The organism is Burkholderia sp. Bp9099 (assembly GCF_003857805.1).
In the GTDB taxonomy this organism is placed as follows: Bacteria; Pseudomonadota; Gammaproteobacteria; order Burkholderiales; family Burkholderiaceae; genus Burkholderia.
Genome location: NZ_QTPU01000003.1, coordinates 181,996 through 201,329, shown reverse-complemented (window position 1 = coordinate 201,329; position 19,334 = coordinate 181,996). Strand labels below are relative to the sequence as shown.

Below are 19,334 nucleotides of genomic sequence, written 5' to 3'. Positions count from 1 at the left end.
CGGCACGTGATGCGATGCGGCCGTTCCCGGTCGCTATCCGGCATTCGCCATCGCGGCGAACGGACGCGAAGCGAAGCAGGCGCCCCGCCCCGCTTCGCGGCCTTTGCTACCCGCGCCCCTGCTCGGCCAGCAGCCGCGCCTTCGCATCGACCAGCAGCGCTGCATGCGTGTCGCGATGCTGGCGGATCCGCTCGGTCGGCCCGACGACCGACAGCCCGTACCAGTCGCCGTCGAGCGTCAGCGCGACCGCGATCGCCGACAGCTCGGGCGCGCTCTCGCCGAAGTTCTCGGCCCAGCCGAGTTCGCGAAACCGCGTGGTTTGCGCGACGAGCGCCGGCAGGTCGGCCACCGTCGCATCGGTGAAGCGCTCGAACGACAACTGCGCGCCGAGCGCCTGCTGCGCATCGCTCGCGAGTTCCGCGAAGATCGCCTTGCCGATCGAGTTCGCATGCAGCGGGCGCAGCTCGCCCGGCTGGCGCGTATAGCGGATCGCCTGCTCCGACTCGACGACGTCGAGATACGTGACCGACGCGCCCTGGATCTTGCCGAGCACGGCCGTCTCGCGGCTCGCGTCGCGCAGCGCGACGAGACGCGGATGCACGATGTCGACGACGGGATCGGTCGCGTCGATCGCGGCGGCGATCGTCTGCAGGCGCCGCGTCGGATAGTAGCCGCCGCGCTTGCGCACCTCGTACAGATAGCCGCGGCTCACGAGCGTGCGCGCCATCGCCAGGCAGCTCGACGCCGGCACGTTGAGCAGGCGCGCGAGTTCGGTGAGCGGCAGCGGCCGCCGTTCGGCGGCGAACAGCTCGAAGAGATCGAGCGTGCGGGCAACGAGTTTGACGTCCATGACGAGCGCTTGATTCGGAACGGGAAACGCGCGCCGGGCGAGCCGCCGCGTGTCAGTACGACTTCGGCAGCCCGAGCACCTTCTCCGCGATGTAGCACAGGATCAGTTGCGGACTCACGGGCGCGAGCCTCGGAATCATACACTCGCGCAGGTAGCGCTCGACATGGTATTCCTTCGCATAGCCCATCCCGCCGTGCGTCGCGATCGCCGTCTGGCAGGCCTGGAACGCGGCTTCCGCGCCGAGGTACTTCGCGGCGTTCGCCTCCGCGCCGCACGGCTGCCCCGCGTCGTAGCGCGTCGCGGCCTTCATCACCATCAGCCACGCGGCCTCGAGCTGCATCCACGCCTGCGCGAGCGGATGCTGGATCGACTGGTTCTGCCCGATCGGCCGGCCGAACACGACGCGCTCGCACGCATACTGCGTCGCGCGTCGCAGCGCGGCCTGACCGAGGCCGATCGCCTCGGCGGCGATCAGGATCCGCTCGGGGTTCAGCCCGTGCAGCAGGTAGCGGAAGCCGTCGCCTTCGTTGCCGATCAGGTCGTCGCGCGGCACGCGCAGGTTGTCGATGAACAGCATGTTCGAATCGACGGCCTTGCGGCCCATTTTCTCGATCTCGCGCACCTCGACGCGCGCACGGTCGAGGTCGGTGTAGAACAGGCTCAAGCCGTCGGTCGGCTTCGCGACCTGGTCGAGCGGCGTCGTGCGCGCAATGATCAGCATCTTGTTCGCGACCTGCGCGGTCGAGATCCAGATCTTGCGTCCGCTCAGCACGTAGTGGTCGCCGTCGCGGCGCGCCTGCGTGCTCAGGTGCGTCGTGTCGAGGCCGGCGTCGGGCTCGGTCACCGCGAAGCAGGCCTTGTCGCGCCCGGCGATCAGCGGCGGCAGGAAGCGCGCCTTCTGCGCGTCGTTGCCGAACACCTGCACCGGGTTCAGCCCGAAGATGTTCATGTGGACGGCCGAGGCACCCGACAGGCCGGCGCCCGACGCGCTGATCGTGCGCATCATCAGCGCGGCCTCGGTCATCCCGAGCCCGGCGCCGCCGTGGGCCGGATCCATCGCGATGCCGAGCCAGCCGGCCTCGGCGAGCGCCGCGTGAAAGTCGGACGGAAATCCGCCCGCGCGATCGCGCTCGAGCCAGTAATCGTCGCCGAAGCGTTCGCAGATTTTCTCGATCGCGCTTTCGATCGCGCGCTGGTCGTCGGTCAGGTCGAACTGCATGGATTGCTCTCCAGGAAACGTGAACGGCCGCGCCGCGCTCGAGACGATGTCGGCCTTCGAGGGGTGTCGGTGGCGGCCGGCGCGGCGCGACAGGCACGCGGACGCTCACAACGGAAACACGCCCGCCACGACCGCGGCGAAGACCATCAGCACGGTGGCGGCGAACAGGAACGGGATCGTGAACTTCTGGTGCTCGGCCAGCTCGACGCCGGTCAGGCCGACGATCAGGAACGTCGCGGGCGTGAGCGGACTGACCGGGAACCCGGTGGTCATCTGGCCGAGCAGCGCGGCCTGCGCCATCTGGATCGGCGGTACGCCGAGCAGCTTCGCGCTTTCCGCGAGCACCGGCAGCACGCCGAAGTAGAACGAATCGGGATCGAACAGCAGGCTGAGCGGCATCGACAGCAGGCCGAGCACGAACGGCATGTGGCGCGCATGCTCGACCGGCACGTGCGCGACGACGACCTCGGCCATCGCCTTCAGCATCCCGGTGCCGGACATGATCCCGGTGAACGCGCCGGCCGCGAGCAGCACGCTCGCCATCATCAGCGCGGCCTTCGCGTGCGCGTCGATCCGCTCGCGCTGCGCCTGCACGTCCGGATAGTTGATGACGAGCGCGGCGACCGTGCCGAGCATGAACATCACCATCGGGTCGACGATGCCCGACACCAGCGTGCCGAGCACGACGAGCGTCAGCGCCAGGTTGATCCGGAAGCGGCCGGGCCGGCGCAGCACGCGCTCGGCGTCGGTCAGCTCGCGCGGCGCGACCGCGAGCGACGCCGCGCCGGCGCGATCGAGCCCGAGCCGCTTGGCCTCGCGCACGCCGAGCATGTAGGCGGTGCCGAACACGAACGCGAGCCCGACGATCTGCACCGGGATCATCGGCATGAAGATCGCCGAGCCGGGAATGTGCAAGGCCGCCGACGCGCGCAGCATCGGCCCGACCCATGGCAGGAAGTTGACCCCGGCCGCCATCGACGCGACGCACGCGAGAATCCGCCGGTCCATGCCGAGCCGCGTATAGAGCGGCATCATCGCGGGCAGCGTGACGAGAAACGTGACGGCGCCCGAGCCGTCCAGGTGGATCAGCAGCGCGAGCAGCGCCGAGCCCGTCACGATGCGCGGCGGATGGCAGCCGATCACGCGCAGCACGCCCGCGATGATCGGGTCGAGCATCCCCGCATCGGTGAGGATTCCGAAAAATAGAATCGCAAAAACGAACATCCCGGCGATCGGGCCGATGTTCTGCACGCCGCGCACGATGAACGTGCCGGTCGAGAGTCCGAAGCCGGCCGCGAGCGACGCGGCCACCGGCACGACGATCAGTGCGACGAGCGGCGACAGCCGCTTCGTGATGATCAGGCCGAACAGCGCGACGATCGCGATCGCGCCGATCCATGCGAGCATGATGTGTCTCCTCTGGCGCCGGCGCGCGTCGGGCGCGGTGCGGCGCGATGTCCGAAGCGGCGTGCGGGCGTGCGGCGGCGTCGGGCGCCTTCGCACGGCCGCCGGCCGCCAGGCGTGTCAGTTGCGGCGCGTGCGGCCGGCGTTGTCGTTGGTGTCGTTGGCGTGGGCGGCGTCGCATGCATCCTCGGCAAACACCTGAGCCGCGTGTTCGTTCAGCGCCGGCGGCGGCCGCCGGTACGTGGCCGGTGTGCGGCCGAGCTTGATCGGCGACGCGATGCCGCGATGCCGGCCCAGTTCGACCTTCATCTGCCGATGCGCGACGTGCGGATGGTCGAGCGCCGCATCGAGCCCGAGCACCGGCGCGCACGGCACACCGCGGCGCATCAGCTGCTCGGCGAGCGCCGCGCCGTCGTGCGCGGCCAGCGCCGTTTCGAGCAGCGCGCGCAACGCGGCGCGGTTCGCGCTGCGCGCGCGGTTGTCGGCGAAGCGCGGATCGGCGGGCCAGTCGCGCGTGCCGAGCACGTCGCACAGCGCGGCGAACTGCCCGTTGTTGCCGACCGCGAGAAAGATGTCGACGCTCGCGGTCGGAAAACTGTCGTACGGCGTGATGTTCGGATGCGCGTTGCCGGTGCGCGCCGGCGCCTTCCCGGAATGGAAGAAATTCGGCGTATGCGGATGCAGGATCGACAGCGCGCAGTCGAACAGCGTCGCTTCGACGAACTGGCCGCGCCCGCTCGCATCGCGTTCGCGCAGCGCCATCAGCACGCCGAGCGCCGCGTTCAGCCCGGTGACGAGATCGACGATCGGCACGCCGACGCGTAGCGGCGCGCCGCCCGCCTCGCCGTTCACGCTCATCAGCCCGGCCAGCGCCTGCACGGCCGCGTCGTAGCCGGGCAGGCCGCCGAGCGGGCCGTCCGCGCCGAAGCCCGACACGCGGCAATGGACGAGGCGCGGAAAGCGCGCGTGCAGCGTGTCGAAGCCGAGGCCCCAGCGCTCCATCGTGCCGATCTTGAAGTTCTCGACCAGCGCATCGGCGTGCTCGAGCAGGCCGAGCAACCGCTCGCGATCCGCCGGCTGCGTCAGGTCGAGCGCGATGCCGAGCTTGTTGCGGTTCACGCCGAGGAAATACGACGCCGTGTCGCCGTCGAACGGCGGCCCCCAGGTGCGCGTCTCGTCGCCCGACGGCGGTTCGACCTTGATCACCTCCGCGCCGTGGTCGGCGAGGATCTGCGTCGCGTACGGGCCGCCCAGCACCCGCGACAGATCGATGATGCGCAACCCCGCCAACGCGCCCTGCTGCTTCAGTTCCGCCATGCGTCTCGCTCCTGCTTCCGGTTGATCGGACCGCCGGTTCCGCCGGGCCGACAGCAGCGGCACGGTTGTCCGGACTCGAAGAATAATTCTTGGGTGTGAATTTATATTCACACTCGAGAATTTCATTGTCAAGCAGGAGATGCCCCGGCGGCCGCGCCGAGAACGCGGCCGGCCGCAAGTGGGGACGCCACCGAACGCCGGCCGGTTGCCGCGCCGGGCCGCGATTCGCTAAGCTGGCGGACGGTGCTCAACTGAAGAAAGGCGGAGATTTCATGAAACGCATGCTGCTCGCGGCCATCCTGCTGGCGTCGACGCTGGGCGTCGCCCGCGCGCAAACCCAGACCTTCCATTTTGGCGAGGGACAATTACAGCCGCGGGCCGCCGCGCCGGTGGCACGACCCGCGCCGGTGCGCCCGCACGTGACGCCGCCGCATCACCACCGGCGTACCGTCCACAAGCAGCGCCACGGGCGGTCCGGAAAGCCGGCGCGCGCGGGGATCGACACGCACGCGTGAGGTGATCCGCGTTGCGCGCGACAACGCACGGAACTGTCACGAACGGCCGGTATGATCGGCGCGGCGGCTTGCATGCCGTCGTGCCCGGCGATCGGCCGACGTGTATTTCCCTTCACGATTGAGCACCAGTTTTGTTTTGCCGAACATGAATACCGGGCCGGATACCGTCGTCAGCATCAAGGAACGCGCCACGATCGTGTGCCGCCAGCGCAGCAGCGTGCTGCTGGTCGCCCGTACCGCGGCGCGCTGGTCGCTGCCGGGCGGCACGATCCGGCGCGGCGAGACGCCGCTGGAGGCCGCGCAGCGGGAACTGGCGGAGGAAACGCGGCTGGAGGGGCTCGCGCTCGACTACGCGGTGCAGTTCGGCGGCCTCACGAAGCTCCATCACGTGTTCGTGGCCGACGTGCCGAAACACCTGACGCCACGCGCGAGCAACGAGATCGCGCGCTGCAAGTGGTTCGACGTCGAGCGGCTGGAGACGCTGCGTGCGAGCGTGCCGACCCGCAAGATCATCGAGCTGCTGCACCTCGACCGCTTTTCCGCGCTCGCGGACGGGCCGCTTCGCCCGCGCTGAACCGGCCCGCGCGGCTCACGCGCGCAGCAATGGCCCGGCCTTGCGCTCGAGCAGTGCGACCAGCTCGGGCTGCATGTAGGCGTAGCGATCGGGGATGTCGAGACAGACGATCTTCTTTTGCTTCAGCCGGGCGCCGAATCGGGCGTGTAGCTTCGCCTGGTGCGCGCGTTCCATCACGAACACGATCTCGGCCCATTCGAGCTGTTCCGCGGACAGACGCGTTTCCGCGTCGGGAGCGAGGCCCGCGGAGTCGGTTTCGACGCCCGGCCAAGCGGCGAACACCGCCTCGGCCGTCGGGCTGCGCAGCCGATTGCGGCTGCAGATGAACAGGGCGCGTGTCATGCCGGTGCGCGGCGGCGGGATCGTCCGCTCGACCGTTCAACCCTGCGGAATCGTGCCGGGCCGCACGTAGGCCAGCATGTGCGGCACGTAGTCGGCCTTGCCCAGCTCGACGCCGTGATGGCGCAGGATCGCGTACGCAGCGATCGAATGAAAATAGAACTGCGGCAGCGCCCAGTCGCGCACGTACTGCTCGCCCGTCATGTCGAACGCGATACCGTTCGGCAGTGCGAGCGCGATCGGCAGCGCGGCGCCGCCGTCGAGTGCGTCGGGCGCGAGTTCGCCGAGGAACGCGATCGTGCCGGCGAGGATGCCCTGCGCGTCGCCCAGCGTGCCGGGCTGCGCATCGGCATGCCAGCCGGCTTCCCGCAACGCCAGCAGCGCGTCCGGCAGCGGTTCGCCGCGCAGCCGGTAGACGGGTTCCATCGCCTGGAAACACGAAAACCGCACCTGGGCGGCAAGCGGATACATGTCGGGTGCGAGCTTCAGCGCGAGCACCGCATCGGGCGCGTCGCCGGCGGCCTGCCGGTGCGCCACGGCCTTGTCGAGCCACGCGGATTGCGCGCGCAGCATCTGGGTGAACGTTGGAACGAGAAGTTGAGTCGGTGACATCCATGCCCTCCGGTGGGTCGTTCGCGCCACGACATCGATGCCGGGGCAGCATCCGTATTCTGCCGTAGCGGACGGTTCGACGCGAAACCGGTGACGTATCGCACGATCGACGCGCGGGGCCTGATGTGTCACGGCTTGCCGTGGCGTGCCAGGAACCGGTCGAGCTGCGACGCGAACGTCTTGCCGTCGCGTGCGCTGAACGGGGCCGGCCCGCCCGTGTCGATGCCCGCGCTGCGCAGCTGATCCATCATCGCGCGCGTCGACAGGCGCTCCTCGATGTTCTCGCGGCTGAACCAGTTGCCGCGCGGGTCGAGCGCATGCGCGCCCTTGTCGAGGACGGCGGCGGCCAGCGGGATGTCGGCGGTGATCACGAGATCGCCGGCTGCCGCGAGCTCGACGATCCGCGCATCGGCCACGTCGAAGCCGGCCGGCACCTGCAACGCCTTGATGAACGGCGACGGCGGCGTGCGCAGGAACTGGTTCGCGACCAGCGTCACGCAGATCTCGGCGCGACGCGCGGCGCGAAACAGCATGTCCTTGATGACGGCGGGACACGCGTCGGCATCGACGAGTACTTGCATGGAAGGCATTCCGGTGAGTAGAAACGGCGATCATAGCGCAGCGCCGGCAATCGGCCCGCCCGGCCCGCCCGGCCCGCGCGCTCGATCACCGGATCAGCCGGCCAGCCGTGGGCACAGCGACGCGGCCGTCATCCATTGCGCGCCCCATGCATCGGCGAGCCGCCTGCCCTGCCCGATCCGCACGGCTGCATCGTCGAAATCGACGAACACGACGTGATCGGCGGCCGCCGGTTTCGGCGGTGTTTCGCGCGTGCGCCCGTCGGACAGCACCCACAGCCAGCGCTGCTGGTCCGGCGTGCGCCGTGCGGCGCCGGCGAGCAAGTGTCCGGCGGCGGCGATGCCGTCCGCAAGCGGCGTGCCGCCGCCGCCGTCCACCGGATCGAGCCAGCGCGCATTCCACCAGCGCGGCACGGCCGGGCCGAAGCGCCGCTCGGCGCCGTTGCCGCCGAAACAGATCAGCGCGGTTTCGACGCGGTCGCGCGCGGCCTGGTCGAAGTACGCGACGATCAGCCCTTTCGCGAGCGCGAGCCGTTCGTGCGACAGCATCGACGCCGAACAGTCGAGCACGAAGCAATGGAGTGCGCGCGGCGTGCCGGCCTGCTTGCGAAAACGCAGGTGGTCGGCGTGCAGCGGGCCGCCGCGCTTCGCGGCGAGCGTCGCCGGCCATGCAACGGCCGTGCCGGCACGCACCGTACCCGGCACGCGCGCGGCGGCGCCTGGCAGCCATCGAGGACCGCGAACGGTGTTCGCGGCGGCGTCGGCTCGATGGCTCAGCGTTTTTTTAGCGGCAGCGGCACCACGCCTTTCACGTCGCGCAGTCCGGCGGGCTCGGGCGGCAGGTAGCCCCAGTCGCCTTGCGACGCCATTGCATCGTTTCGTGCCGTGCCCGGTCGATGATCGGGCTGCCGGCGCAGGTCCGGCGGCGCAGGGTCGTCGCGGTCGCCGCCGCCCTCTGCATTCGACTGCGACGCGCCCGACGACGGCGGCGCACCCGCATGACGCCGATGCCGCAGCACCGCGTCGGCCACGCGTTCGACATGTGACACCGTCACCGCGTCGGCCTGTTCCAGCGCCGCGAGTGCGCGCGCGGCGCGCAGCATCACGAGGTCGGCGCGCAGGCCGTCGACGGCCGCGTCGATGCACAGCGCGCTGACGCGCGCGTGAACCGCATCGTCGAAATCCAGCGTCGACAACTTTGCCCGCGCCGCGTGGATGCGGTCGCGGAGGTCGCGCTGTGCCGTCGCGTGACGTGCGCGAAACGCATCCGGATCGAGATCGAACGCGAGGCGCGCCTTCACGATCTGTTCGCGCTGCGCGGCGTCGAAGCAGTTCGCGAGTTCGACCATCAGCCCGAAGCGGTCGAGCAATTGCGGGCGCAGTTCGCCTTCCTCGGGGTTCATCGTGCCGACCAGCACGAAGCGCGCGTCGTGCGCATGCGACACGCCATCGCGCTCGACCACGTTTACGCCGCTCGCGGCGACGTCGAGCAGCGTATCGACGAGCCCGTCGGCGAGCAGGTTCACCTCGTCGACGTACAGCACGCCGCGATGCGCGCGCGCGAGCAGGCCCGGCCGGAAGCGCACGCCGTTTTCGGCGAGCGCATGCGCGAGATCGAGCGTGCCCGTGACCTGCTCGTCGCTCGCCGACAGCGGCAGCGTGACGAATGCCCCTTCGGGCAGCAGCTCGGCGAGCGCGCGCGCGGCGGTCGATTTCGCGGTGCCGCGCGGCCCGCTGACGAGCACGCCGCCGAGCGACGGGTCGATCGCCGCGAGCAGCAGCGCCTGCTGCAGCGGTTGCTGCGCGACCAGCGCCGCGAACGGGAATACCGCGCGTGCGTGCTGCGTCGTCGGATAGGTCATCGCCGTCCTCCTTCCTGAAGTTGTTCGCTGTCGAGCCAGACCGCTTCGATCCGCTCGCGATAGTCGCCCGGCTGCTGCCACAGCCCGCGCTGCATCGCTTCGACGAAGCGTTCGCAGATGCCGTGCAGCGCCTTCGGGTTGTGGCGTTCGAGGAACGCGCGCGTGTCGTCGTCGAACAGGTACGCGTCGGCGACGAGCGCGTACTGGTGGTCCGACAGCACGCGCGCGGTCGCGTCATAGCCGTACAGGTAGTCGACGGTCGCGGCCATTTCGGCCGCGCCCTTGTAGCCATGGCGCTTGACGCCGTCGAGCCATTTCGGATTGACGACGCGCGAGCGGATCACGCGCGCGATCTCCTCGCGCAGCGTGCGCATCTTCGGCGCGGCCGGGTTCGCATGGTCGCCGTGATAGATGCTCGGCTGCTGCCCGGACAGGTGCCGGACGGCCGCCGTCATCCCGCCCTGGAACTGGTAGTAGTCGTTCGAATCGAGGATGTCGTGTTCGCGGCTGTCCTGGTTCTGCACGACCACGTCGATCGTCGCGAGCCGCTCGCCGAACACGTCGGGCGCGGGCTCGCCCGCGCTGTTCTGCGCGTATGCGTGGCCGCCCCACTGGCGGTACGCATCGGCGAGATCGGCGTCGCTCTGCCAGTGGCGCTGGTCGATCAGGTCCTGCAGGCCGGCGCCGTAGCTGCCCGGCCGCGCGCCGAACACGCGCCAGCCGGCACGGCGTCGCGCTTCGTCCGGCGCCACGCCCCGCTCGATCCACGTTGCGCGTTCGCGCTCGACGCGCGCGCGGATCGGGTTCAGGGCCTCCGGCTCGTCGAGCGCGGCGACGGCCTGCACGGCGGCGTCGAACAGGTGCATCAAGTTCGGGAACGCGTCGCGGAAGAAGCCGGACACGCGCAGCGTCACATCGATGCGCGGCCGGTCGAAGATCTCGATCGGCAGGATCTCGAAGTCGGTCACGCGATGGCTGCCGTGCGCCCATTTCGGCCGCACGCCGAGGAGCGCGAACGCCTGCGCGATGTCGTCGCCGCCGGTGCGCATCGTGGCCGTCCCCCAGACCGACAGCCCGATCGCGCGCGGATAGTCGCCGTGATCCTGCAGATGACGTTCGATCAGCTGCTGCGCGGATTTCAGCCCGAGCGACCACGCGGCCTGCGTCGGCACCGCGCGCGTATCGACCGAATAGAAGTTGCGGCCCGTCGGCAGCACGTCGGGGCGGCCGCGCGACGGCGAGCCGCTCGGCCCCGGCGGCACGAAGCGGCCATCGAGCCCGCGCAGCAGCTGGCGCATTTCCTCGCCGCCGCACGCGTCGAGCGCGGGCATCAGCGTCGCGCGCACGCGTTCGATGACGGCGAGCGTATGCGGCCAGTCGCCGGGCGGCGTCGTGCCGATCCCGGAAGCGCCGGACGTGCCGGCCGCACACACGCCGTCGAGCCACTGCTGCGCGAGCCGTTCGAGCCGCTCGCGCGTGTCGCCCGCATGGCGCCACGGCGATGTGTCGAGCGCCTGCAGCACGGCCGGCCGCGGGCCCGTCCACGGCGCGGCCCAGTCGGCCGCGAGCGGATCGAAATCGTCGCCGAGCGCGAGATCGCGCGCGAGCGCGCCGATCAGCCCCGCACGTTCGCCCTTGCCGTCGCCGACCGGAAAGCGCGCGAGCGCGAGCAGCGTGTCGCGGCGCTGACGCTCGGCCGGCGACGCGCCGAACACATGCAGCCCGTCGCGAATCTGCGCTTCCTTCAATTCGCACAGCCACGCGTCGACGCGCGTCAGCAGCGCATCTTCGTCGCCCGCATCGCGCGGCGGCGACACGCTCAGTTCGTCGTGCAGCCGGTGTTCGGCGATCGTCGCGAGGATCGTCTTGCGCAGCAGCTTCGCGCGCCGCGCATCGACCATCAGCGCCTCGTAGTATTCGTCGACCTGCCGTTCGAGATCCTGCAGCGGGCCGTAGTTTTCCGCGCGCGTGAGCGGCGGCATCAGGTGATCGATGATCACCGCCTGCGCGCGGCGCTTCGCCTGGCTGCCCTCGCCCGGATCGTTGACGATAAACGGATACAGGTGCGGCAGCGGCCCGAGCGTCAGGTCGGGCCAGCACGCGTCGGACAGCGCGACGCTCTTGCCCGGCAGCCATTCGAGGTTGCCGTGCTTGCCGAGGTGGATGACCGCGTCGATGCCGAACGCATCGCGCAGCCAGAAATAGAACGCGAGGTACGCGTGCGGCGGCACGAGATCCGCGTCGTGGTAGCTCGCATAGTCGTTCTCGCCGCGCGAACGCGACGGCTGGATGCCGACGAACACGTTGCCCGCGCGCCAGCCGGCGATCGTGAAGCGCCCCTGCCGCAGCGTCGGATCGGCTTCGGGCGGGCCCCAGCGTGCGTTCAGCGCGTCGCGCACGGCGGCCGGCAGTCGCGCGAAATGCGCAATGTAATCGGCCAGCGCGAAACTCTGGAACGCCGGGCGCAATGCGCGCACGGCCGGGTCGTTGGTCACGCCTTCGGTGAGCCGCGCGATCAGCGCGTCGCCGTCGGCCGGCAGGTCGGCCACGCTATAGCCCGCGTCGCGCAGCGCCGCCAGCACGCGCAGCGCGGACGCCGGCGTGTCGAGCCCGACGCCGTTGCCGATCCGCCCTTCGCTTTGCGGATAATTCGCGAGGATCAGCGCGATGCGCTTGTCGGCAGGGTCGAGCGTGCGCAGCCGGCACCAGCCGCGCGCGAGCGCCGCGACGAACGCGATCCGTTCGGCGTCCGGCTGGTAGCGCACGACGTCGACCTCGGTGTGCGGACAACGATATGCCAGCCCCTTGAAGCTCACCGCGCGGGTGACGATGCGCCCGTCGACTTCGGGCAACGCGATGTGCATCGCGATGTCGCGCGCGTGCAGCCCCTGGTTGTCGGCCACCCACGCGTCGCGGTTGCCGCCGGACAGGATCACCTGCAGCACCGGCGCGTCGCCGGCGAGCACGTCGGGCTCGGGGCTGTCGATCGCGCCGGCCGCGAAGGCCGTGGTGTTCAGCACGAGCGCGACACCGTGCGTGTCGCACAGCCGCGTGATGACCTCGCGGCTCACGGCATCCTTCAATGACGTGACGGCGATCGGCAGCGGATTGAGCCCTTCGCGCACGAGCGCATCGGCCAGCGCGTCGAACACGGCGGTGTTCGCGGCCTGCCAGTGCGCGCGATAGAACAGGATCGCGACGACGGGCGCGCCGGGCGTCCAGCGCGGACGCCAGTCGTCGACGCTCGCCGGGTCGCGCGCCGGGTGATACAGCGCGGCGGCCGGCAGCGGGCGCGGCAGCTCGGGTTCGTCGCCGACCCCGAGCGTATGGAACGCGATGCTGCGCAGCAACGCTTCGGCGTTGTGCATCCCGCCTTCGCGCAGATAGCGCCACCACAACCGGCACAGGTCCGGCGCGACCGTGCTCTTCGCGACGAGGTTCGGATCTTCCTGCAGGTCGCCCGAGAACATCGCGAGCTGCTGCCTGCGTTTCGACGCGAGCGACACGGCCTGTTCGATCCCGTACGGCCAGTACGCTTCGCCGCCCAGATGATCGATCACGACCGTCTTCGCATGACGCAGCACGTCGTCGACATAGAAATCGACCGACGCCGGCTGCCGCAGGAACGTGACGTTCGCGAGCCGCACGCTCGGAAAGCCGGCCGGCAGCTTCGGCACGACGCTGGCCAGCAGCGACAGCGTCGTGTCGGCCGAACTCAGGATCACGATGTCGGCCGGCTGCTGGTCGATCCGGACGACACCCTGCGTATCGTCGACGAAGCCGCCCGGCGTGGTGCGCAGCAGATGCATCGTGCGTTACGCCTGTTGCGGCTCGGCCGCGCACGCGACGTCGAACGCGCGCTGCAGCGCGGCCGCGTCGAGATCCTCGCCGATCAGCACGAAGCGGCTCGCACGCGGTTCGCCGTCCTGCCAGCGACGGTCGAAATAGCTGTCGAAGCGGCGGCCGACGCCCTGGATCACGAGCCGCATCGGCGCATCGGGCAGCGCCGCGAAGCCTTTCGCTCGGTAGATCGTGTGCGTCTCGACGACACGCTGCAGCGCGGCGATCGTCGCCTCGCGCGAGCCCGCGTCGCCCGACACCACCACCGAATCGAATTCGTCGTGGTGATGGTCGTGATCGCCGTCGTCGGCCGAGCCGTGATGGTCGTGCCGCAGGTGGATCGTTTCCTCCGATGCCGATTCGAGGCCGAGCAGCATCGCGAGGTCGAGCTCGCCGCGCGTCGCGCGCACGACCTTCACCTGCGGCGGGATCTCCTCGCGAATCGCGGCTTCGACCGCGGCGAACTGCGCGTCGGCGACGAGGTCGGCCTTGTTCACGATCACGAGATCGGCGGACGACAGCTGGTCGGCGAACAGTTCATGCAGCGGCGATTCGTGGTCGAGGTTCGGATCGGCGCGGCGCTGCGCGTCGACGGCCTGCGGGTTATCGGCGAACTGGCCGCTCGCGGCGGCCGGCCCGTCGACGACGGTCACGACCGCGTCGACCGTGAAGCTGTTGCGGATCGTGGGCCAGTTGAAGGCCTGCACGAGCGGCTTCGGCAGCGCGAGGCCCGACGTCTCGATCAGCACGTGATCGATGTCGGCGCGGCGCTCGACGAGCGCTTCCATCACCGGATAGAACTCCTCCTGAACGGTGCAGCACAGGCAGCCGTTCGCGAGTTCGTACAGCTGGCCCGACGCTTCGGTGCGGGCGCCCTCGGCATCCTCGCAGCCGATCCCGCAGCCCTTGAGGATTTCGCCGTCGATGCCGAGCTCGCCGAATTCGTTGACGATCACCGCGATGCGGCGGCCTTCTGCATGCTGCAGGATGTGGCGCATCAGCGTGGTCTTGCCGCTGCCGAGAAAGCCCGTGACGATCGTGACGGGAAGCTTGCGTAGGGTCATGGTGGGTCCTGTGTCTAAGAGGGAGTCAGGCCGAGAGCGTCACGTCGATCTCGTCGTAGCGTTTGAGGCGGTAGATCGCGGCCGATACGATCCAGCACGCGACGAACAGGCCGATCACGACGTAGCCGAGCATGCCGAAATGCGATGCGACCATCGTCGCGAAATCCCATACCGGGCCCTGCAGCGAGAGTTTGTCCGCGAGCAGCGCGAGCACCTCGATGCCGCCGATCAGCGCGGCAACCAGCACCGACACGAACGTGATCGTCATGTTGTAGTAGATCTTGCGGATCGGCCGCACGTACGCCCAGCGGTACGCGCCCATCATCAGGATGCCGTCGGTCGTGTCGACGAGCGTCATGCCCGCGGTGAACAGCACCGGCAGCACCATCACCGACCAGAACGACAGGCCGCCCTGCACCTGCGTGGCCGAAATGCCGAACAGCGCGATCTCGGTCGCGGTATCGAAGCCGAAGCCGAACAGGAAGCCGACCGGATACAGGTGCCAGCTGCGCGACACGAGGCGGAACAACGGCCGGAACAGGCGGGCCAGCACGCCGCGCTGGTTCATCAGCATGTCGAGGTCGGCGTCGACGATCGGCTCGCCGCGGCGTGCCGCGCGAAACGTCCGGTACACGGAGATCAGGATCAGCAGGTTCGCGGCCGCGAGCACCAGCAGGAAGAACGCCGACACGCTCGTGCTGATCACGCCGCCCCAGGTCTTCATGCTCTCGAAGCGCGCGAGCGACGCCGCGGTCAGCGCGACCGCGACCGACATCACGATCACCACCGTCGAATGGCCGAGCGAGAAGAACAGGCCCGCGCCGAGCGGGCTGCGGCCCTCCTGCATCAGCTTGCGCGTGACGTTGTCGATCGCGGCGATATGATCGGCGTCGACCGCGTGGCGCAGCCCGAACACGTAGGCGAGCAGCGCGGTACCCAGCAGCACGGGCTGGTCGCGAAACGCGATGAAGGCCCAGATCCACGCGCCGACGTTGAATGCGACGAGCAATGAATAGATCGCGGCGATTTTGCCGCGCAGCCCGGACGGGCTGTCGTTGAACAGGCGGAAGAACGAGTCGAGCATGATGCTCCTTTGCGAACGGTCGACATGATGTATGCCAACACGGCCGTCGTCGGCCTGCCCGCGGAGCTGGCCGTTCTTCGCCCCGGCCCGCACGCGTGCAGCGGCTGACGGATCGGCGAAGGAAGGGCAACGCCCGGGCGTCCGGCGAACTGCGGCCGTGGACGATGCGCCGCCTCCCCGCGGCGCTGAACCCCAACGTCTCGGCCGGTATCCGGGCTGACGAACACGCCGCTTCGCCTTCCCGGATGCGCGGCATCCAGTGGCGGTCGTCCGCATGCGGCAGGCATGCGGCGAAGCGGCGCTGCATCGCGCTGGGCGCGACGCGTTCGCTTACCGTTGCGGGGGCAGCACAGGTTGGTCCGACTGCGGCGCAGGCAGGCTCCCTGTTTCCCGTTTAACTGCGCGCGCCGGAGGAGCGCGCGCGAGCACCGAAACGCGTGCGAGTGTAGGCGGCGGTGCGGGGAGCGTCAAGGTAAAGGCGGAACGGCCTGCCGCGGCGCGTCCGGCGTGGTGGCGGCATCGCACCGGGGGCGCTTGCGGCGCTCGCGCGGCGGGTTCGCGCGGGCCGACCGCTGTGCTATCGTATGCGCCGCGTTCGGTGCTCGCATGCGCATTCCGCGCACGCAGTTAAACGGGAAACAGGAGGCGGAAGTCCGCCCGGCCTGTGCTGTCCCCGCAACGGTACGCCGCCCGCGCGCCGCGGTTCCCCCCGCACGCGCCCAGGCCGCCCGCGATGCCACTGCCCTTCAGCGGGCGGGAAGGCTGCGGCCTGGCAAGCGGCCAGCCCGGATACCGGCCGACGCAAGGGGCGAGCCCGCTGCTCGCCGAACGCCCGATCCGCGGGGGACGGATGGGGTGCGCTTTCCGCCCGCGTTCGCGCGGGCTTCGCCCGATCCGTCATGCCTTGCCTGTCCGCCGGCCGCCGATGCGCCGCTCGCTGTCCCCTTTCCACTGCCACGACACGGTGTGCGCCGTGCCGCGCCCGATGAGCCGCGCCTGGCTCGTCGGCGCCGGCCCCGGCGACGCGGATCTGCTGACGCTGAAGGCCGTGCGCGCGATCGCCGCGGCCGACGTGCTGCTCGTCGACGATCTCGTGAACCCCGATGTATTGCGCCATGCGCGCGCCGACGCGCGCATCGAGCACGTCGGCAAGCGCGGCGGCCACGCGTCGACGCCGCAGGAAACGATCGTCGCCGCGATGCTCGCGCACCTGCGCGCGGGCCGCAGCGTCGCGCGGCTCAAGGGCGGCGATCCGTTCGTGTTCGGCCGCGGCGGCGAGGAGCTGCTCGCGCTCGGCGCGGCGGGTTTCCCGGTCGAGGTCGTGAACGGCATCACGGCAGGTATCGCGGCGCCGGCCGCACTCGGCATTCCGGTCACGCATCGCGGCGACGCGCAGGGCGTGATCTTCGTCACGGGCCACGGCGCGGGCGCCGACGAGCCCGACTGGCGCGCGCTGGCCGCGACGCGGATGACGATCGTGATCTACATGGGCATACGCCGGCTCGACACGATCGTGGCCGCGCTGCGTGACGGCGGCGTGCCCGGCGACATGCCGTGCGCGGCGATCGAGAACGCGACGCGCGACGGGCAGCGGCACGCGCTCGCGACGCTCGACACGGTCGTCGAACGCGTGGGCGCCGCCGGTATCGGCTCGCCCGCGATCGTCGTGATCGGCCGCGTCGCGGCGCTCGCCGGCGATCCGGCGGTGCGCGCGGCGCTCGGCGGCAGCGCATGATGCGCGTCGCGCTCGGCGTCGGTTTCCGCGCGGGCGTGACGGCCGCGCAACTCGATGCCGCGATCCGCGCGGCGCTGGCGCGCTACCCGGACGCCGAGCCGGCCGTCGTCGCGACGCTCGCCGACAAGGCGCGTGCCCGGCCGCTGCGCACGCTGTGCGCACGCCGCGGCTGGCCGCTCGTCGCGTTCGACGCGGCGCAGCTCGCGCGGTGCCCCGAACCGGCCTTGAGCGGCCCGTCGGCTGCGGCGCTCGCGCGTTTCGGCGTCGCGGGCGTGGCCGAGCCGTGCGCGCGGCTCGCGGCGCCCGATGGCCGGCTGCTCGGCCCCAAATCCATCCGGGACGGCGTGACGGTCGCGCTCGCCGGCCCGCTCTGAACCTTTTGTTTCGCTTTCGACAGGACGATTCCCGATGAAGACCGATGCCGAATCCCATCAGCGGATGACCGAACGCCGCCGCGCCGGCCATGAAAAGAAGCAGGCTGCCGCTACCCAGGAAAAGGGCCTGCTGATCGTCAATACCGGCAACGGCAAGGGCAAGAGCACGGCCGCGTTCGGCATGGCCGTGCGCGTGCTCGGCCATGGCATGCGGCTCGGCGTCGTGCAGTTCATCAAGGGCGCGCTGCACACGTCCGAGCGCGACTTCCTCGGCGCGGTCGCGCAATGCGACTTCGTGACGATGGGCGACGGCTATACGTGGAACACGCAGAACCGCGACGCCGACATCGCGACCGCGCGCAAGGGCTGGGACGAGGCGCGCCGGATGATCGAAAGCGGCGAGTACCGGATGGTGATCCTCGACGAGCTGAACACCGTGCTGAAGTACGAATACCTGCCGCTCGACGAAGTGCTCGCGACGCTCGTCGCGCGCCCGGAATCGGTGCACGTCGTCGTCACCGGGCGGCATGCGCCCGATGCGCTGATCGATGCGGCCGACCTCGTCACCGAAATGCGTCTCGTCAAGCATCCGTACAAGGAGCAAGGCGTGAAGGCGCAACCCGGCGTGGAGTTCTGAGTGATGCTGGCCTGCCCCGCGCTGTTCGTCAGCGCGCCCGCGTCCGGCCAGGGCAAGACGTCGGTGACGGCCGGCCTCGCGCGGCTGCACCGGCGGCTCGGCCGGCGCGTGCGCGTGTTCAAGACCGGGCCGGATTTTCTCGATCCGATGCTGCTCGAACGCGCGAGCGGCGCGCCCGTGCACGCGCTCGACCTCGGCATGGTCGGCGAAGCCGGCTGCCGCGCGCTGCTCGCCGATGCGGCGCGCGACGCGGACCTGATCCTGATCGAAGGCGTGATGGGGTTGTTCGACGGCACGCCGAGCAGCGCCGATCTCGCGGTCGCGTTCGGCGTGCCGGTCGTCGCGGTGATTGCCGCGAAGTCGATGGCGCAGACGTTCGCGGCGATCGCGTTCGGGCTCGCGCGGTTCCGGCCGGAGGTGCCGTTTCACGGCGTGCTGGGCAATCGTGTCGGGTCGCCGCGACATGCGGAACTGCTGCGGCAGGCGCTGCCGGACGACCTGCGCTGGCTCGGGCACGTGCCGGCCGATGCGGGCATCGCGCTGCCGGAACGGCATCTCGGCCTGCACCAGCCGGCCGACATCGACGATCTCGACGCGCGGCTCGAGCGTGCGGCCGACGTGCTCGCGCGGACGGCGCTCGCCGAATTGCCGCCGGCCGTCGCGTTCGCGGAACCGGACGTTCACGCCGCGCTGCCGCGCGTGCTCGCCGGCAAGCGGATCGCGATCGCGCGCGATGCCGCGTTCTCGTTCATCTATCCGGCCAATCTCGCGCTGCTCGACGCGCTGGGTGCGCAGCTGCGGTTCTTTTCGCCGCTTGCGGACGAACCCGTGCCCGACGATTGCGACGCGCTGTTCTTGCCGGGCGGCTATCCGGAACTGCATGCGGCGACGCTCGCGGCGAATGCCGTGACCGCGCGGACGATTCGCGCGCATGCGGCGGCCGGCCTGCCGATCGTCGCGGAATGCGGGGGGATGGTGTATCTGTGCGAATCGCTGACCGACGTGGACGGCGCGACGACGCCGATGCTCGGACTGTTGTCAGGCCATGCGACGATGCAGCGCCGGTTCGCGGCGCTCGGGATGCAGCAGCTGGACACGCGCACCGGGCCGATGCGCGGTCATACGTTTCATTATTCGCGGCTCGATACGCCGCTGGCGCCGGTGGCGACGGCTGCGCGGCCCGACGGCGCGCCCGGAAGCGGCGAAGCCGTATATCGCGCGGGCCCGATCGTCGCGACCTACATGCACATGTACTGGCCATCGAATCCGGAGATGGCGGCCGCGCTGTTCGGCGGCACGGTATTCTGACGAAAAATACCCCGGGACACCG

At 70.3% G+C, this 19,334-nt stretch carries 18 protein-coding genes and 2 riboswitches; of the genes, 6 read left to right on the top strand and 12 right to left on the bottom strand.

The genetic code is table 11. The features are described from left to right. Positions 1-106: 106 nt before the first annotated feature. The 4 genes from DIE17_RS04515 to DIE17_RS04500 all read right to left on the bottom strand — a co-directional run bounded on the left by DIE17_RS04515 (position 107) and on the right by DIE17_RS04500 (position 4,790). Positions 107-850 carry an IclR family transcriptional regulator gene (locus tag DIE17_RS04515; RefSeq protein ID WP_124520777.1) on the bottom strand — a complete coding sequence of 248 codons (744 nt, stop codon included), beginning with the start codon at positions 848-850 and terminating at the stop codon, positions 107-109. A 52-nt stretch (positions 851-902) separates the two neighbouring features. Continuing rightward, the gene (locus DIE17_RS04510; protein ID WP_124485495.1) at positions 903-2,069 is read right to left on the bottom strand and encodes an acyl-CoA dehydrogenase family protein; all 1,167 of its coding nucleotides are present in this window, start codon (positions 2,067-2,069) and stop codon (positions 903-905) included. Positions 2,070-2,174: 105 nt separating this feature from the next. Beyond that, on the bottom strand, positions 2,175-3,476 hold the full coding sequence (locus DIE17_RS04505) for a CitMHS family transporter (RefSeq protein ID WP_124520779.1): 1,302 nt from the start codon (positions 3,474-3,476) through the stop codon (positions 2,175-2,177). 117 nt (positions 3,477-3,593) lie between these two features. Further along, a complete protein-coding gene (locus tag DIE17_RS04500) occupies positions 3,594-4,790 on the bottom strand; it encodes a CaiB/BaiF CoA-transferase family protein (protein WP_124521777.1) in 1,197 nt (398 codons plus the stop codon). Between the two features lie 272 nt (positions 4,791-5,062). Between DIE17_RS04500 and DIE17_RS04495 the strand changes: the two genes are divergently transcribed. Both DIE17_RS04495 and DIE17_RS04490 read left to right on the top strand, forming a co-directional pair. Further along, positions 5,063-5,305: a hypothetical protein gene (locus tag DIE17_RS04495; protein ID WP_124521779.1), complete on the top strand. Its 243-nt coding sequence runs from the start codon at positions 5,063-5,065 to the stop codon at positions 5,303-5,305. Between the two features lie 145 nt (positions 5,306-5,450). Then, the gene (locus tag DIE17_RS04490; protein WP_124521781.1) at positions 5,451-5,879 is read left to right on the top strand and encodes an NUDIX hydrolase; all 429 of its coding nucleotides are present in this window, start codon (positions 5,451-5,453) and stop codon (positions 5,877-5,879) included. A 15-nt stretch (positions 5,880-5,894) separates the two neighbouring features. Here DIE17_RS04490 and DIE17_RS04485 read toward each other — a convergent pair whose 3' ends face one another. The 8 genes from DIE17_RS04485 to DIE17_RS04450 form a co-directional block, all read right to left on the bottom strand. Then, on the bottom strand, positions 5,895-6,221 hold the full coding sequence (locus DIE17_RS04485; RefSeq protein ID WP_124485499.1) for a low molecular weight protein tyrosine phosphatase family protein: 327 nt from the start codon (positions 6,219-6,221) through the stop codon (positions 5,895-5,897). A gap of 36 nt (positions 6,222-6,257) precedes the next feature. After that, a complete protein-coding gene (locus tag DIE17_RS04480) occupies positions 6,258-6,830 on the bottom strand; it encodes a DUF1993 family protein (protein ID WP_124485500.1) in 573 nt (190 codons plus the stop codon). Positions 6,831-6,958: 128 nt separating this feature from the next. Beyond that, positions 6,959-7,411: a YaiI/YqxD family protein gene (locus tag DIE17_RS04475; RefSeq protein WP_124521783.1), complete on the bottom strand. Its 453-nt coding sequence runs from the start codon at positions 7,409-7,411 to the stop codon at positions 6,959-6,961. 93 nt (positions 7,412-7,504) lie between these two features. Beyond that, positions 7,505-8,113 carry a VWA domain-containing protein gene (locus DIE17_RS04470; protein WP_124521785.1) on the bottom strand — a complete coding sequence of 203 codons (609 nt, stop codon included), beginning with the start codon at positions 8,111-8,113 and terminating at the stop codon, positions 7,505-7,507. 68 nt (positions 8,114-8,181) lie between these two features. Then, a complete protein-coding gene (locus tag DIE17_RS04465; RefSeq protein WP_124521786.1) occupies positions 8,182-9,270 on the bottom strand; it encodes an ATP-binding protein in 1,089 nt (362 codons plus the stop codon). Further along, positions 9,267-13,079 (bottom strand): cobaltochelatase subunit CobN, encoded by a 3,813-nt coding sequence (gene cobN / locus DIE17_RS04460; protein WP_124521787.1) that lies wholly within the window; start codon positions 13,077-13,079, stop codon positions 9,267-9,269. The genes DIE17_RS04465 and cobN overlap by 4 nt, the downstream gene beginning before the upstream one ends. A 6-nt stretch (positions 13,080-13,085) precedes the next feature. Then, entirely contained in the window at positions 13,086-14,174 is a 1,089-nt protein-coding gene (gene cobW, locus DIE17_RS04455; RefSeq protein WP_124521788.1) for a cobalamin biosynthesis protein CobW, read from the bottom strand. Positions 14,175-14,199: 25 nt separating this feature from the next. After that, the gene (locus tag DIE17_RS04450) at positions 14,200-15,258 is read right to left on the bottom strand and encodes a HoxN/HupN/NixA family nickel/cobalt transporter (protein ID WP_124521789.1); all 1,059 of its coding nucleotides are present in this window, start codon (positions 15,256-15,258) and stop codon (positions 14,200-14,202) included. Between the two features lie 184 nt (positions 15,259-15,442). Further along, positions 15,443-15,706, bottom strand: a riboswitch (cobalamin riboswitch). Between the two features lie 131 nt (positions 15,707-15,837). Further along, a riboswitch (cobalamin riboswitch) is annotated at positions 15,838-16,074 on the top strand. 109 nt (positions 16,075-16,183) lie between these two features. On the opposite strand from DIE17_RS04450, the gene cobA reads away from it, so the two are divergent. From cobA to DIE17_RS04430, 4 genes are read left to right on the top strand one after another with little or no spacing between them, the layout of a single operon-like run. Next, on the top strand, positions 16,184-16,993 hold the full coding sequence (gene cobA, locus DIE17_RS04445) for a uroporphyrinogen-III C-methyltransferase (RefSeq protein ID WP_185500366.1): 810 nt from the start codon (positions 16,184-16,186) through the stop codon (positions 16,991-16,993). Beyond that, on the top strand, positions 16,990-17,367 hold the full coding sequence (locus DIE17_RS04440) for a cobalamin biosynthesis protein (RefSeq protein ID WP_124485507.1): 378 nt from the start codon (positions 16,990-16,992) through the stop codon (positions 17,365-17,367). Before cobA ends, DIE17_RS04440 begins: the two co-directional genes overlap by 4 nt. Before the next feature lie 34 nt (positions 17,368-17,401). Beyond that, positions 17,402-18,004, top strand: coding sequence for a cob(I)yrinic acid a,c-diamide adenosyltransferase (gene cobO / locus DIE17_RS04435; protein WP_044843565.1), 603 nt, complete (start codon positions 17,402-17,404; stop codon positions 18,002-18,004). Between the two features lie 3 nt (positions 18,005-18,007). Beyond that, entirely contained in the window at positions 18,008-19,312 is a 1,305-nt protein-coding gene (locus DIE17_RS04430; RefSeq protein WP_124521790.1) for a cobyrinate a,c-diamide synthase, read from the top strand. Positions 19,313-19,334 lie beyond the last annotated feature (22 nt).

What these genes read in the sequence shown, in the direction of transcription:
- DIE17_RS04515 (WP_124520777.1), bottom strand. Translation starts at nt 850, where the DNA reads ATGGACGTCAAACTCGTTGCCCGCACGCTCGATCTCTTCGAGCTGTTC.
- DIE17_RS04510 (WP_124485495.1), bottom strand. Translation starts at nt 2,069, where the DNA reads ATGCAGTTCGACCTGACCGACGACCAGCGCGCGATCGAAAGCGCGATC.
- DIE17_RS04505 (WP_124520779.1), bottom strand. Translation starts at nt 3,476, where the DNA reads ATGCTCGCATGGATCGGCGCGATCGCGATCGTCGCGCTGTTCGGCCTG.
- DIE17_RS04500 (WP_124521777.1), bottom strand. Translation starts at nt 4,790, where the DNA reads ATGGCGGAACTGAAGCAGCAGGGCGCGTTGGCGGGGTTGCGCATCATC.
- DIE17_RS04495 (WP_124521779.1), top strand. Translation starts at nt 5,063, where the DNA reads ATGAAACGCATGCTGCTCGCGGCCATCCTGCTGGCGTCGACGCTGGGC.
- DIE17_RS04490 (WP_124521781.1), top strand. Translation starts at nt 5,451, where the DNA reads ATGAATACCGGGCCGGATACCGTCGTCAGCATCAAGGAACGCGCCACG.
- DIE17_RS04485 (WP_124485499.1), bottom strand. Translation starts at nt 6,221, where the DNA reads ATGACACGCGCCCTGTTCATCTGCAGCCGCAATCGGCTGCGCAGCCCG.
- DIE17_RS04480 (WP_124485500.1), bottom strand. Translation starts at nt 6,830, where the DNA reads ATGTCACCGACTCAACTTCTCGTTCCAACGTTCACCCAGATGCTGCGC.
- DIE17_RS04475 (WP_124521783.1), bottom strand. Translation starts at nt 7,411, where the DNA reads ATGCAAGTACTCGTCGATGCCGACGCGTGTCCCGCCGTCATCAAGGAC.
- DIE17_RS04465 (WP_124521786.1), bottom strand. Translation starts at nt 9,270, where the DNA reads ATGACCTATCCGACGACGCAGCACGCACGCGCGGTATTCCCGTTCGCG.
- cobN (WP_124521787.1), bottom strand. Translation starts at nt 13,079, where the DNA reads ATGCATCTGCTGCGCACCACGCCGGGCGGCTTCGTCGACGATACGCAG.
- cobW (WP_124521788.1), bottom strand. Translation starts at nt 14,174, where the DNA reads ATGACCCTACGCAAGCTTCCCGTCACGATCGTCACGGGCTTTCTCGGC.
- DIE17_RS04450 (WP_124521789.1), bottom strand. Translation starts at nt 15,258, where the DNA reads ATGCTCGACTCGTTCTTCCGCCTGTTCAACGACAGCCCGTCCGGGCTG.
- cobA (WP_185500366.1), top strand. Translation starts at nt 16,184, where the DNA reads ATGCGCCGCTCGCTGTCCCCTTTCCACTGCCACGACACGGTGTGCGCC.
- DIE17_RS04440 (WP_124485507.1), top strand. Translation starts at nt 16,990, where the DNA reads ATGATGCGCGTCGCGCTCGGCGTCGGTTTCCGCGCGGGCGTGACGGCC.
- cobO (WP_044843565.1), top strand. Translation starts at nt 17,402, where the DNA reads ATGAAGACCGATGCCGAATCCCATCAGCGGATGACCGAACGCCGCCGC.
- DIE17_RS04430 (WP_124521790.1), top strand. Translation starts at nt 18,008, where the DNA reads ATGCTGGCCTGCCCCGCGCTGTTCGTCAGCGCGCCCGCGTCCGGCCAG.